The organism is Streptomyces sp. NPDC002476 (assembly GCF_042889785.1).
GTDB lineage: Bacteria > Actinomycetota > Actinomycetes > Streptomycetales > Streptomycetaceae > Streptomyces.
Window position 1 is genome coordinate 16,486 of sequence record NZ_JBIARH010000006.1, and the last position, 12,682, is coordinate 29,167.

The following is a 12,682-nucleotide window of genomic DNA, read 5'->3' on the forward strand; positions in this document are numbered from 1 at the left end:
ACACCCGGGCTCCGCACACGAGTGGCGATGTAATAGCGTCGGGTGATGTCATCTCTTTTCGGCCACTGACCGAGGATCAATACAGGGGCATCCGAGCCACTTCGGGGGAATTCATGGGATTTAGCCAGGAATGGGAACAGTTGCGTGGGCAGGCCGCAACGCGGCATGGCACCCAGACTCGGTTGAACGGCACGGGTGACGGCCCGTCGCCCGGTGGCCTCACCGGCGACAAGGACTTCGCGTCGACGCCGGCGCAGAAGAAGGCTGCGGCGAACACCATCGAGACCGAGCTGGAGCCGAACACCAAGAAGGCCACCGACTGGGCGGACGAGTCGTCCAAGGCGGCGGTCAAGGAGTTCGAGAACTGGGACACCGGGGCCGGCGTCAAGAAAGTCATGGACGCGTGGGACAAGCAGGTCAAGGTCCTGATGAGTCGACTGTCCGTGGAGAAGGGCGCGCTGCGCGGCGCCTCCGGACTCTTCGCCGGTAACGACGACCTGATCAAGTCGCAGTTCGGGCCGTTGCTGAAACCTCATCCCGGTCCGTATGTCTCCGGGCTCGACGGGCTGTAGGGCTACGGGCGTCCGCATCGTGGTCACGGTCCGGAGCCGTGCCGATGCGGTGAAGAGAGGATTCGACAAGCATGCGACGGCTCCGGGGCGGAGTCGGCGCGACCGCGGTCGCGCTGCCGATGCCGGCGTTCTCGGCCGGCTGCGGGCAGCAGGCCCTGGCCAGCTGCACCTTCCACGTCGGTGACGAGGCCGTCGAGTTCCACACGGTCGAGGCGAAGCAGCCTCGGGCAGAGGCCGTGCCGGCGCCGTTGATCAGGAGCGCCGGGCGGTTGTCGGCGGAAGGTGTGGCCTCGTACCTGGAACTCCCCGCGGGCGGGCGGGCCCGCGATCACCGACTCGGGGGGCCTGTGTCACCGTACGGCTGAAACCCGCGGGGCCTGCGACGCCGCCCTGCTGGTGCCGGCCGGGGGCGCGGGAAGCACTGCATTCACCGCGCAGCAGATCAACCCGCAGGCCCGAGCGCTCCACGCACAGATCGCCTGACGATACGAGAATCGAACAAGCCACGGGGGACACGCATGCTCACCTATCACGACGTGATGACCACCGATCTCAGCCAGCTGACCACGGCCGCCGGCAAGTGGGACGAGATGGCCGCCGAGATCAAGAAGGTGGCGGACCGGTACAAGGACAGCGTCCAGAAGATCACCATCGGTCCCTCCTGGTTGGGCGTGACTGCCCAGGCCGCCCACACCAATTTCGCCGCCACCCAGTACGAGTACACGGCCGCACAGGCGGAGGCGAAGGCCATAGCCTCGCTGCTGCGCGACGCGCACGAGGACTTCGTGCGGCTGAAGAAGAATCTGGAGTCCAAGCGCGCGGAGGCCGTCAAGGCCGGTATGCGGATCTCCGAGGGCGGCGTGGTGAGTTACGACTACGACCGGCTCACGGACGCCGAACGCTCCGCCATACGCCACGACCCGGACTCCGCGGAGAGCATCCGCACAGCCGTTTCGTCGTGGTCGGAGGCGCTGGATGCCTGCGTCAAGGCAGTGAACGACGCGGACCAGGGCGTGAAGATCGCGCTCGACGCCGTCACCAAGGACGGCTACGGCGACAAGAACGACGAGACACTGGGGATCGGCTTCAACAAACACGCGTACGGCGACATCGAGAAGTACGAGGCGGAGAACACGGTGGACATCGCCACCCGCCTCAACAACGGCGATAAGGTCTCCGCCGCCGACATGGCCGAGTTCCAGCGTGCGGTGCGGGACAACCACCAGGACAAGGCGTTCTCGCAGACGCTGCTGGCCGGCCTGGGGCCGGACGGCTTGTCCAAGGTCACCATCCAGATGAACCACCTCGCCTACGACTCCGACAAGAAGCACAAGGGCCAGTACCTGGACATCGAGAAGAACCTCGCGAACACACTCGCCACTGCGACCCGGGTGCCCGGCAGCGTGAAGGACGCCCCGCCCGGATCGGACGCGTTCAAGAAGTGGGTGAAGAGCGACGAGGGCACGTTCTACCGCGAGTGGATGGAAGGGCTCGACAAGACCGGCGGCAAGGACTACGACGTCGAGATCGGCAACCCGCTCTACGGCTATCAGACCGTCGTCAGTCTGATGCAGGGGGCCGATACGCAGTTCGACGACCAGTTCCTGTACGACATGGGCGACAAGCTCATCCGGGCCGAAAAGCAGCATCCCGCCATCTTCGAGATGTGGAGCGACGGTCACGCCGGTATCGAGACGGACGCCATCGACGGCCTGATGGGCGTGATGAGCAAGAACCCCGACGCGGCCACCGCGTTCTTCGACCCCGCCGGGAACGGGACCGGCCCGAACCATGTCGGCAACGACCACCTGAAATACCTCGTGGGCAGTGGCGAGGGCTCTCGCGAATGGCCCCGGCAGACCATCACGGGCATGGCCGTCCTCAGGTACGACGACCCGACGAACCGCATGGGGCTGGGGGCCGCGCTCGAAGCCGCCGCGACCGGGCACGTGCCGCTGGGCGCGGGGCAGGACCCATGGCCGGAGGCCAGGCACAACGAAGCGCAGGCCCGGGTCATGAACGGCATCCTGGAGCAGTTCGCGCCGGGCAAGGGGGACGGCACCGAGGCGTCCGTACCGAAGAACCTGCAACTGCCCGTTGCCAACGCCCTGGCCGAGTACGCCTCGGACACGCACGAGATCATCAGCGCAACGTCGAGCGACTACATCGACCATTGGTCAAAGGGGTATTTCACTGACGCGGACGGACGGGCGCATCTGTCGTCGACGCCGAAGGACCTCATACAGGTAATGCGGGCGCTCTCCGAAGACCCGGAAGCCTATGCCGCTCTCCATAAAGCCGAAGCGCGTAATCTCAACGTCCTTCTCAACGAAGTCCCGCATGGGCAGGTCGGCTTCGAGAGCAGTGGCCGCTGGCGGGACGCGGGCGCGGTTCTCGGCGCGTACACGGCGATCAGGGAAGACCTGGTCAACGACGAGCGAATGACCGAGTACAGCGAGGCCGACTGGAAGTCCAAGGTCGCCTACCACGTGGTCGGTGGAGCCATCACGCCGCTCACACTGCCGGTGGGCGGAAAGGCACTCCCGATCGGGGACATGCTGCAGCGCGGGGTGGACACCTGGGCCTGGCAGTGGGGCAACGAAATGAAGGGGGAAGCCGACGCGGAAGCCAATGCCAAGATCGCCGACGATTACCTCACGTCGACCAAGCAGATCAACCTCATCGTCGATGGCTGGGAAGCGGGTCGCGACGACATCGACACAACGACCAAGGAAGGCCAAGAGTTGGTCAGGACGCTGAAGGGACACATTCAGGACAGCCACACCACGGGCAGCGCCCAGGCCCAGAAATACCTGACAGACACGACCAACTGATCATGCCAGGTCAAGCATCCTCCAGTTACTCGATCGCCCGCTCGCATGTTGAAGAGGAAGACCGCGTGTCCGCACCGTTCACCGACAAGCCGCGCAGCCGTCGGCTGCTGTACGGAGGCTCCGCCGCGCTGACTGCCGCGGCCCTGGCCGGAGGGGCCTGGTTCTTCCTCGACCGGGGCCAGGCCGCAGTCGGTTGCGACACCCTCGTCAACGACCAGCGCCTCGCATCCGCCCTCGGCTCGCACCACTCCTCCGAAATGGACTGCAAGGAACTGGGCGCGGCGGTGAAGACCGCCACCGGCGGCGGCACCGGGCCGCGCACCAAGGCCCAGGCCGACAACATGAAGCAGATCGTGCTCGCCGTGAGCGACAACCTCGACAACAACGACCGGGTTGTTGCCGCAGATCTCCGGCTCCCGCTCGCCGAGGCCCTGACCAGGTACACCGACGACATCGAGAAAGCGCTGTACGGTCTCGATTCGCAGTACGACAGCATGGCCGACCGGGACGATCCGGCCTGGCAGGACGAGACCGGTTTTCACTTCTCGGTGTTCGTCAACGAACTCGTCGACGTCCTGCGGGCCATCTCGGAGGACCCGGCGGCGTACGCGGTTCTGCGCAACGCCCAGACGAACTGGGGCGCAGCACAATTCGCCTCGCTGCCCACGAGCATCAAGGGGAACACCTTGCTGCTGGCGCCCACGGGCAACGCCTCGGCTCTTGGGACCTACGACGCGATCGCGGTCGATGTGCTGCGGCACAAGGACGCGTCCTCCCGGGACCGGTGGACGGACCTCGTCTACGCGGCCCTGCGTGAGCCGACGCCCGCCGCATCGGCTCCCGGTTCGGCGCTGTCCGAACGGATCACAAGAAGCTGGAGGAACTCGCTGGCAAAGGCGCCGGCCGGCCAACGCATAGACCATCTCCGCACTCAGGCGTCCCTCATGTTCACCACCTGGATCGAAGCCGTGGGCATGGATCAGGCGCAGGCGGAGTCGGCCCAGGAGAAGAATCGCCGTACCGGAGAGAGTGCGTACGGCGAGACCATCCGGCGCCTGGGAACGTCATGACGAGATGATCGAGGACGGCTGGCGGCGTGAACTCGCGGGAACGCCCGCGGCGGAGCGCGGGAGCGCCGTCGAGCAACAGTGCGCCCGGATGATCAGGCTGTGGGCCGATGGCATGGGCGTCGCCCGGAGCACGGCCGACGACGCGGAGAGCCGGTGTCTCGGCAACAGTGAGAGCAACCGCACCCGTGCGGAGCGCATGCTGCGCTGAGGACCGCGCACGGCACGGACGAACACCATCACCGACCGACACGACCGGCCGGGCGACCGCGCGAGGATGCCGTGCCCGCCCGTCGCCCGTCGAGAGAGGGAAGTTCACCATGCCCAAACCGTCCGCCGACGCCCCGCGCAGCCGCCGCCCGCTGTACGCGGTCACCGCCGCCCTGCTCGCCGTGGCCCTGGCCGGGGGCGCGTGGTTCCTGCTCGGCCGGGGGCGGCCGACGGACGACTGCGGCACGCTCGTCAAGGACGATCGTGTCCGGTCCGCGCTCGGCTCGCGCTACTCGGCCGGCATGAGCTGCGCGGATCTGGGTGCGGCAGTGAAGGCCGCCACCACCGGCGGCAAGGCCGCGCCGCACACCCAGGCCCAGGCCGACAGCATGAAGAAGATCCTGCTCGCTGTGAACGACAGTCTCATCCACGGCGACCGGGCCCTCGCCGCAGACCTCCGATTGCCGCTCGCCGAATCCCTGGCCGACTACGCGAACGACACCCAGGAGATCCTGGACGGCACCAACTCCGATTACACCCGGTGGGCCCCCCCGAACAGCATCGCGTGGCAGGACGCGACCGGCTACCACTTCTCGGTGTCCCATGGCCTTCTCGTCCGCGTGCTGCGGGCCGTCTCGGAGGAACCGGCGGCATACTCGGCCCTGCGCGATGCCCAGACGCGGTGGGGAACGGCGCAGCTCGGTTCGCTGACCGCAGAGGCGAGGAAGAACGATCTGGAGGAGGCGCCGGTCACCAATGCCTCGGCCCTCGGCGGCTACGACGCGATCGCGGCCGACGTGGTGCGGAGCAAGGAGGCGTCGGACGCGTCCCAGTGGGTGGACGCGGTGTACGCGGCCCTGCGCAGCCCCGAGGCGTCCGCGTCGGCGGCACCTCGGTCCGCACTGTCCGACCGGATCGCCAAGAGCTGGCGGGCGTCGCTGGCATCAGTACCGGCCAAGGAGCGGACCGACCACCTGCGCGAGCAGGGCACGTTCATGTTCACCGCCTGGGCCGAGGCGGCTGGAGTGGGCCGTGACCGGGCGGAGCCGGTGGAGGTGCAGTGCCGCCGGACCAGCCAGGAGCAGTACGACGCAATCGCCCAGAGCCTGAGAATGTCGTGACGACCGGGGACCTGGAGAACAACGTCCACAGCGGCAGGGGCCGAGGCGGCAACCCCGCATACGAGTGGGCGGCTCCCAGGACGAACTGACGGCGTCCCAGGGCGGAAGCAAAATGGTGACGTGCTGATGGACGACACGCGGTGCGTACCGGTCCGAGCCGACTTGCCCGGAGCTCGGCACCACGGTGGTGAGAGCCAGGGCGGGCGACCGCACGAACGAGCAGGTGTCCCATCGGCCCCGTCCCGTCGGGCGTGCGGACCGCGCAGCTATCACCACCGTGACGCACCTGTCCATCGCGGACCGCGGTCCGTCCCGGCGGGAGATAGTCTGCACGAGGGCGACGAACACGTTCCGCCGCAGGAGAGGAAAGGCACCTGATGGGTACTCAGCAGGAGAAGGACGAGCTGTACGCGCTCGACATCTCGGGCGTGGAATGGCTCAGCGCGCCGGGCACGGAGGAGGCCGAGGAGCGCGTCGAGATCGCCCATCTGCCGGGCGGCGCGGTGGCGATGCGGTCCTCGCTGGACCCCGACACCGTGCTGCGGTACACGGAGGCCGAGTGGCGGGCCTTCGTCCTGGGGGCGCGGGACGGCGAGTTCGACCTCAAGTAGGGCCTGCGGCACGCTCGTCGAACGAGGCGGGCGTCTCGCATGGGAAAGGGCACGACCGGACGGTCGTGCCCTTTCCCGCGTCGGAACGCCGGGCGGTCAGTACGCCTCGGTGAACCCGCGCGAGGCCCGCAGGTCGGTGGCGCGGTAGCTGTCCTTGCCGGACTCGATGATCTTCGCGACCTCCGCCAGGCGGTCCCTCATGTGCTCGGCGCGGCCCTTGTACTTCTTCTGCAGGACCACGTACTCCTTGTGCGCCTCACCGTCCCAGGTGTCGGTGACGACCTTGAGCGCGGCGTCCATCTCCTCCAGGTCCTTGACGATGTTCTGCGACACCGCGCGGACGCGGTTCGCGATCTCCTGGACGCTCTCGTACCTGACCTTGGTGTTCGGGTCGTGGCCCATGGTTGTTCTCCTCGGTGCTCGCGTGTGCGGAAGGGGTGGTGCGGCGCGGTTCAGACGTTGTTCAGGCCGGAGGTGTTGGCGGAGGCTCCGCCCGGACCCTCCTTGACCCGGTTGAAGGCCGCGCGGACCTCCTCGTCGTTGGCGTTGCTGAGGTTCTTGGTGCTCTCCACCGCGTTGTGCAGGACGTCGAGGAGACGACGGATCTGGTCGTGGTCCTCGTTGATCATCAGCTGCGCGGAGGTGAATCCCGAGGCACCGACACCGGTCCACCCGGCGCCCACCGTGGCGAGGATGTTGGCCAGTTCGCGGGACTGCCGCGAGACGGCCCCGGCGGTCTCCACGATCTTGTTCTTCGCCTGGACGATCGGATCGTCGGCAAGTCCGAAACCGCCTGCGGGGTTGGTCATCCGGAGGTCCTATCTCTCAGTTCTCCGGCCCGTCCGCACGATGCGGCCGGGCCCTTCCTGTCCCCCGTGTGCTCCGGCAAAGGAGTGGGGAGAGCGCGGGGCCGGGAAGTGCGCTGTCGGCATTTCCGCGCTCCGAAATCGGACTCGGCCACTTCTCGTTCCCCCGTCACACACGTGAAGTCCGCTGCCACCCTAGTCAATTCGTCCGCCGTCCCCAACTGCGCTTCCTCCAGAAGGAAGTCACCTCGCCGGGCGGACGGGGCGGCGCGCGGAGCGCCGTCGGCGGACATCCCGGACGACCGTCGCGGATCCGGCGATCACACCGACGAGTACGGCGGTCAGGGCCAGCGCGTAGGTGGCGTACCGCTCACTGCGCTCCTGCGGGGTCTCCGACAGGGAGAAGTGCGCGGGCTCTGGCGCGGGGGCCCTGGGCGGCGCCGGGTCGGGGCGCGGGGCGTCCTGCGGGATGTCGTCGCCGGACAGGGCGCGTACCGGGTCGACGACGCCCCAGCCCACGAAGGGGTCGTGCCCGGTGACGGAGCGCTCCGCGGTCTGCTCGATGCGGGCGACGATCTGGGCCGCGGTCCACTTGGGGTACTTGGCGCGCATCAGGGCGGCGACCCCGGCGACGTACGGGGCGGAGAAGCTGGTGCCGTTGTCGGTGCACTGGCCGTTGCCCGGGACGGTGGAGACGATGTCGACGCCCGGGGCCGCGACCCCGACGAAGTCGCCCGCCTGGGAGAAGGGGGCGCGTTCGTTGTTGCGGTCGGAGGAGGCGACGGCGAGGACGCCGTCGAACGCCGCGGGGTAGGTGCGCCTCAGCTTGCCGTCCATGCCGTCGTTGCCCGCCGAGGCGACCACGACGATGTCGGCGGCGAGCGCCCGGGCCACCGCCTTGCCCAGTGCCGAGGTCTCCGACAGGGGCTTGGCCGTGTCCTGCGAGATGTTGATGACATCGGCCTTCTTGGCGATCGCGTGGTCGATCGCGGTGGCCATGGTGGTGTCCTTGCCGCTGTTCTTCTCGTCGTTCTGGCGGATCGGGACGATCGTGGCCTCGGGGGCCAGTCCGACGAATCCGGTGCCCTTGCGGGGGCGGGCGGCGATGATCCCGGCGACCTTGGTGCCGTGGCCCACCTCGTCGACCGTTCCGTCGGTCTTGCCGCCCTTGAGGAGGTCGGCGCCCGACGACGCGTCCACGGCCGTTTTCAGCTGCCGGTTGTCGTTGTCGACGCCGGTGTCGATGACGGCGACGCGTACGCCCTTGCCCTTGGTGTCCTGCCACAGTTCGTCCAGGAGGACGCGTTGCAGGGACCAGGGCCGCCCCTCGTACTGGTGCTTCATCGGGAAGGTGCATTCGCCGCCGCCGTCTATCCCGACGCCGCCGCCTCCCCGGACGCCCTCCGCGTACGCCGTCGGCACGGTGGCCGCGGTCAGTGACACGGTCAGCGCGGCGACGACCGCCGCCGTCCGGGCCGTCCTTCGGTACGCCATCTCTTTCTCTCCCCCGGGTCTCTCGATGCGTGTGTGGCCGCGGGCCGTCATGAACCCTGGGGCTGCCGGGCGCTGTTGGTGTCGAGCCGGGGCCCCTTGGAGAGGAAGTCCGACCAGGCGATCGGCACCAGCGCGGGCGTCACCTTCTCGTAGCCGAGCCTGCTCTGTGCCTGGCTGGGCTCGGGGCGGCCGTCCGACTGCTTCTGTCCGTTCCCGGCGCCGATGTCGGAGGGCCGGGCGTCGCTGTCGCCGTTCGCCTGGACCGCGTAGCGCAGTCCGGTGTCGGTGACCAGGAACAGCGATCCGTCGGGGCGGGACTGGCGGCCCTGGACCTGGGTGTAGAGCAGGCCGCTGCCGGGGGTGACGTAGGTGCTGGTGCCCCCGGCGCTGATGGCGGCCGGGTACGAGGTGCCCGCCCACGTGCTCAGCGTCGTGCGGCCGGAGCCGTCGACCTTGCGCAGCACGTTGCAGATGGTGTCGCGCCCGCCGCTGCCGCCGTCCGCGGAGTTCACCTGGGTGGCCCTGCGGGCCGGCCAGTGCGCGGGCTGGCCCGCGAAGGTCTCGGGGTCCGGGACGAAGGTCTGCAGGCCGACGGAGCGCGCCTCGCTGTCCAGGTCCAGGCCGGCCGTCTGCGGGGAGTTGATCAGCAGCCAGGCGGTGAACTCGGAGACGGGCTGCACCTTTTTGTCGAGCACCACGTAGTACTGGGTGCCCTCACCGGTCCTGGTCCTGAGCACCGTGCCGATCGTGTTCTCCTCGTCGGAGAGCTGCCCCTGGACGTTCGCCGGGGCGCCGACCTCGCCGGGGATCCGCGGGAAGACGACGGGGCTGCCGTCGTGCAGGGTGGCCAGCCAGTCGTCGGTGACGGGCTGCGGACGACGGCTGCCGACCAGGGCGTTGGTCAGGTGGCCGTCGTCGGCCGCGGTCTCGTCGATGCGGTACTTGGTGCCCTTCGCGTCGACCAGGTAGCGGACCTGGTCCTGGCCCTGGACGTAGAGCACCTGACCGCCGGTGAGCCTGTCGCGTCCCTCGGTCCGGCTGTCGTCGCGCGCGCCGAAGACGAAGGTGGCCTTCTGTACCGAGTTGCCCTTGCCGCCGGGCTGTACGCAGACGGCCCAGCGCTTGGCCGTCCCGGCGTCCTTGGCGTCGGGCAGCCGGTCGGGGGCGTACGGGATGCCGAGGATCGGTCCGCGCGGGGGCTTGCCCGCGTCGAGCACGTCGTCGGCGACCTGGATGACGTCGTAGTCCTGCGGGTTGAGGAGCAGCCGGGCCGAGGCGAGGTTGAGCACCGGGTGCAGCAGCGTCTTCTTCTGCTTGCCCTTGCCGGTGGTGAGCACGACGTAGCGGGTGGTGGACTTCTTGCCGACGATCACCTTGGCGCCCGGCTTGTCCCAGTCCTTGGGCGCGGTGGGTTTGAACATGCCGAAGGCGCCGAAGCCGGCGAGGATCAGCGCACCGACGACCACGCCCGGCAGGACCGCGCGCAGCGGCCGGGGAGCACCCTCGTCCGAGCCGGTGGACGAGGGTTGGAGGAAGGCCGCCACCGTGCGCTTCTTCGCAAAGGTGTATGCGTTGAGCTCATCCCGCTGTGATGCCATGAGTCGCTTTTCTCCCGTGTCTCCCCGCGCGGCACCGCTACGGTCGCTGTCCCCCGGCCCGTGCCGGGCCCGCGACGCCGGACCTCGGTGCCGGACCGGCCCCCTACTATGCCTGCTGGCCGTCGGCGACGGTGGGGCGGGTAGGGTGATCCAGCCGCCGAGGTCCTGCCCGGGACAGGCGGAATACGGGTGGAGTTGGGGACTGATGAACGGGGGGAATGCCGGAATGACGGCTTCCGCTGCACCGACGCGTCCGACCGGGCGCGCGCGTACCGCCGGGGCTCCCCCGGCCGGCGACCCGCCGCCGTCCCGCGGCTCCGCACGGCGCTCCCGGCGACCGGCGGCCGCCCGGTTCAACGGGCCCGCGGGACAGTTCGGTTCATTCCGATTGCAACAGTTCGTACTGCTGGAGATCGCCGCCGCGGTGCTGCTCACTGCGTGGGTGATCGAGCCGCTGCTGCTGGTGCCGGCCACCGTCGTCGCCGCCCTGCTGATCCCGCTGGCCGTCGTGCGCAGGCACCGCCGTTCGCTCCCGGAGTGGCTGGGCACCGTCCTGGCCCTGCGGGCGCGTTCGCGGCGGGCGGGCTCCATGGAGCTGCCCGCGGGCACGGAGCCGGGGATCGCGCCTGTCGTGGAGTGTGATCCGGCGTTGCGCACGTACTCCTTCAGCGACCGCGACCGGCGGCCGGTGGGCATGATCGGTGACGGTACGTTCGTCACGGCGATCGTCCAGGTGGAGTCGGACGCCTCGGCGCTCCGGCCGGACCGTTCCGCCCGCCCGCTGCCGCTGGCACTGGTCCGGGACGTGCTCGAAGTCGACGGCATCCGGCTGGAGTCGGCGCAGATCGTGCAGCACACGCAGCCGGCCCCCGCCCCGCATCTGCCTGCGCAGTCCGTCGCCGCGCGCAACTACGCGCCGCTCCAGGCCCAGACGGGTTCGCCCGCCGTGCGGATCACCTGGATCGCGCTGAAGCTGGACCCCGAGCTCTGCCCGGAGGCCGTACGGGCCCGCGGCGGCGGGGTCGTCGGGGCACAGAAGTGCGTGGTGCGCGCGGCCGACCAGTTGTCGAGCAGGCTGACCGGGGCCGGCTTCCGCGCGACGGTGCTGACCGAGCAGGAGCTGACGTCGGCGATCGCGACCTCGGTGTGCGCCAGCCCGTCCGCCATGACGCAGGCGGGCCGCACCGGATCGCCCACGCGGCGCACCGAGGAGACGTCCAGGACCTGGCGTTGCGACGACCGGTGGCACACCACCTACTGGGTGGCCCGCTGGCCCCAGTTCGGCACCGGCGGCGCGGCGATGCCGCAGCTCGTGGCGCTGCTCACCTCCATGCCTGCGCTCGCCACGACGTTCAGCCTCACGCTGGGGCGCGGTGAGCGGCAGGGCGTCTCGGTCGCGGGACACATCAGGATCACCGGGCGCAGCGACGAGGAGCTGTTGAACGCCCGCCATGAGTTGGAGCGTGCCGCGCGCGGCGTCCGGACCTCGCTGGTCCGGCTCGACCGCGAACAGGTGCCCGGCGTGCTCGCCACCCTGCCGCTCGGAGGTACCCGCTGATGTCCGCACCCACGGGGGGTCGTGCCCGGCTCGGTTTCGGTCTGATCGGTCCGCGCCGCGAGCGGCAGTCGGTCACGCTCGACCAGCTGGCGTCGCTGGCCCTGCCGGTCGGGGACGACGGCATGGTGATCGGTGTGGACGCCCAGGGCCGTCCCGCCGTCCTCGGCATCAACCACCCGACCCCGTACGACGTGACATTGATCGGCGGTCTGTGGACGGCGCAGGTGCTGGCTCTGCGGGCGGCGGCCACCGGCGCGCGGATCGTCGTGGAGACGGGGCGCGCGCAGGCGTGGACGGGGCTCGCGCACGCCGCGGGCGGCGGTCAGCCGTGCGTCACGCTGCACGATGTGGGGCGGGTGCCCCCGCAGGGGCCCTCGGCGGGTTCGCCCGTGGTCGTGGTCCGGGACTGCGGCATGCGCCCGCCGCGCGGGCGGGTGGTGTCCGCTCCGTGGCAGTCGGTGCTGACCCTGCTGCCGTATCTGAGCCCGGTGGCACCGCGGTTGATGGAGAAGTCGGCGCTGGTCGGCGTGCAGCGGGTGTCCCCGGACGAGGCCGCCCGGATCGGCCGAATCCTGCACCTTCCGGCCGCCGAGACCCAGGCGCTGTCGACGCTGGCGGACGGGGTGACCCTCTGGTGCTCGGGCGGCGACCGGCAGTTCGTGATGACGCAGGCGACCGACGCCGAGACCGGACTGCTGGGCGGCGCGCGCCGGATGGACTGAGGTCCCGCCGGTCCCCGTACGGGCCGTGCACAGGCCGCGCGTGCGTGTTCGCCCGGCAAAAGCAGTGCTGAACGGGTTCAAGGACTTCG

General features: G+C 69.7%; 13 protein-coding genes. 9 read left to right on the plus strand and 4 right to left on the minus strand.

All coding sequences use genetic code 11. The annotated features are described in order from the left end of the window. Positions 1-182 precede the first annotated feature (182 nt). From ACFYXM_RS09105 to ACFYXM_RS09135, 7 genes are all read left to right on the plus strand, one after another. Positions 183-572: a hypothetical protein gene (locus ACFYXM_RS09105; RefSeq protein ID WP_389288331.1), complete on the plus strand. Its 390-nt coding sequence runs from the start codon at positions 183-185 to the stop codon at positions 570-572. Between the two features lie 71 nt (positions 573-643). After that, positions 644-937, plus strand: a complete 294-nt coding sequence (locus ACFYXM_RS09110; protein WP_389288333.1) for a hypothetical protein — start codon at positions 644-646, stop codon at positions 935-937. Between the two features lie 153 nt (positions 938-1,090). Then, a complete protein-coding gene (locus tag ACFYXM_RS09115; RefSeq protein ID WP_389288335.1) occupies positions 1,091-3,406 on the plus strand; it encodes a hypothetical protein in 2,316 nt (771 codons plus the stop codon). Positions 3,407-3,471: 65 nt separating this feature from the next. Beyond that, positions 3,472-4,476 carry a hypothetical protein gene (locus ACFYXM_RS09120; protein WP_389288337.1) on the plus strand — a complete coding sequence of 335 codons (1,005 nt, stop codon included), beginning with the start codon at positions 3,472-3,474 and terminating at the stop codon, positions 4,474-4,476. A gap of 4 nt (positions 4,477-4,480) precedes the next feature. Then, positions 4,481-4,684: a hypothetical protein gene (locus ACFYXM_RS09125; RefSeq protein ID WP_389288338.1), complete on the plus strand. Its 204-nt coding sequence runs from the start codon at positions 4,481-4,483 to the stop codon at positions 4,682-4,684. Positions 4,685-4,793: 109 nt separating this feature from the next. Beyond that, complete coding sequence (locus tag ACFYXM_RS09130; protein WP_389288340.1) at positions 4,794-5,804, plus strand: hypothetical protein; 1,011 nt, start codon at positions 4,794-4,796, stop codon at positions 5,802-5,804. Positions 5,805-6,181: 377 nt separating this feature from the next. Next, on the plus strand, positions 6,182-6,415 hold the full coding sequence (locus ACFYXM_RS09135) for a DUF397 domain-containing protein (protein ID WP_073791479.1): 234 nt from the start codon (positions 6,182-6,184) through the stop codon (positions 6,413-6,415). Positions 6,416-6,511: 96 nt separating this feature from the next. Here the strand turns inward: ACFYXM_RS09135 and ACFYXM_RS09140 are convergent, their stop codons facing one another. The 4 genes from ACFYXM_RS09140 to eccB all read right to left on the minus strand — a co-directional run bounded on the left by ACFYXM_RS09140 (position 6,512) and on the right by eccB (position 10,313). Continuing rightward, positions 6,512-6,817, minus strand: coding sequence for a WXG100 family type VII secretion target (locus tag ACFYXM_RS09140; protein ID WP_389288343.1), 306 nt, complete (start codon positions 6,815-6,817; stop codon positions 6,512-6,514). Positions 6,818-6,867: 50 nt separating this feature from the next. Next, complete coding sequence (locus ACFYXM_RS09145; protein WP_389288345.1) at positions 6,868-7,224, minus strand: WXG100 family type VII secretion target; 357 nt, start codon at positions 7,222-7,224, stop codon at positions 6,868-6,870. 240 nt (positions 7,225-7,464) lie between these two features. Further along, positions 7,465-8,715, minus strand: a complete 1,251-nt coding sequence (gene mycP, locus ACFYXM_RS09150) for a type VII secretion-associated serine protease mycosin (RefSeq protein ID WP_389288347.1) — start codon at positions 8,713-8,715, stop codon at positions 7,465-7,467. Positions 8,716-8,762: 47 nt separating this feature from the next. Next, positions 8,763-10,313, minus strand: a complete 1,551-nt coding sequence (gene eccB / locus ACFYXM_RS09155) for a type VII secretion protein EccB (protein WP_389288349.1) — start codon at positions 10,311-10,313, stop codon at positions 8,763-8,765. A 226-nt stretch (positions 10,314-10,539) separates the two neighbouring features. Here eccB and eccE point away from each other — a divergent pair, with 226 nt between their 5' ends. Together eccE and ACFYXM_RS09165 are read left to right on the plus strand one after the other, a co-directional pair. Continuing rightward, complete coding sequence (gene eccE / locus ACFYXM_RS09160) at positions 10,540-11,871, plus strand: type VII secretion protein EccE (RefSeq protein ID WP_389288351.1); 1,332 nt, start codon at positions 10,540-10,542, stop codon at positions 11,869-11,871. Next, entirely contained in the window at positions 11,871-12,593 is a 723-nt protein-coding gene (locus ACFYXM_RS09165; RefSeq protein ID WP_389288353.1) for a hypothetical protein, read from the plus strand. Before eccE ends, ACFYXM_RS09165 begins: the two co-directional genes overlap by 1 nt. The last annotated feature ends 89 nt before the right edge of the window (positions 12,594-12,682 follow it).

What these genes read in the sequence shown, in the direction of transcription:
- ACFYXM_RS09165 (WP_389288353.1), top strand. Translation starts at nt 11,871, where the DNA reads ATGTCCGCACCCACGGGGGGTCGTGCCCGGCTCGGTTTCGGTCTGATC.
- ACFYXM_RS09145 (WP_389288345.1), bottom strand. Translation starts at nt 7,224, where the DNA reads ATGACCAACCCCGCAGGCGGTTTCGGACTTGCCGACGATCCGATCGTC.
- ACFYXM_RS09115 (WP_389288335.1), top strand. Translation starts at nt 1,091, where the DNA reads ATGCTCACCTATCACGACGTGATGACCACCGATCTCAGCCAGCTGACC.
- eccE (WP_389288351.1), top strand. Translation starts at nt 10,540, where the DNA reads ATGACGGCTTCCGCTGCACCGACGCGTCCGACCGGGCGCGCGCGTACC.
- ACFYXM_RS09125 (WP_389288338.1), top strand. Translation starts at nt 4,481, where the DNA reads ATGATCGAGGACGGCTGGCGGCGTGAACTCGCGGGAACGCCCGCGGCG.
- ACFYXM_RS09140 (WP_389288343.1), bottom strand. Translation starts at nt 6,817, where the DNA reads ATGGGCCACGACCCGAACACCAAGGTCAGGTACGAGAGCGTCCAGGAG.
- mycP (WP_389288347.1), bottom strand. Translation starts at nt 8,715, where the DNA reads ATGGCGTACCGAAGGACGGCCCGGACGGCGGCGGTCGTCGCCGCGCTG.
- ACFYXM_RS09110 (WP_389288333.1), top strand. Translation starts at nt 644, where the DNA reads ATGCGACGGCTCCGGGGCGGAGTCGGCGCGACCGCGGTCGCGCTGCCG.
- eccB (WP_389288349.1), bottom strand. Translation starts at nt 10,313, where the DNA reads ATGGCATCACAGCGGGATGAGCTCAACGCATACACCTTTGCGAAGAAG.
- ACFYXM_RS09135 (WP_073791479.1), top strand. Translation starts at nt 6,182, where the DNA reads ATGGGTACTCAGCAGGAGAAGGACGAGCTGTACGCGCTCGACATCTCG.
- ACFYXM_RS09130 (WP_389288340.1), top strand. Translation starts at nt 4,794, where the DNA reads ATGCCCAAACCGTCCGCCGACGCCCCGCGCAGCCGCCGCCCGCTGTAC.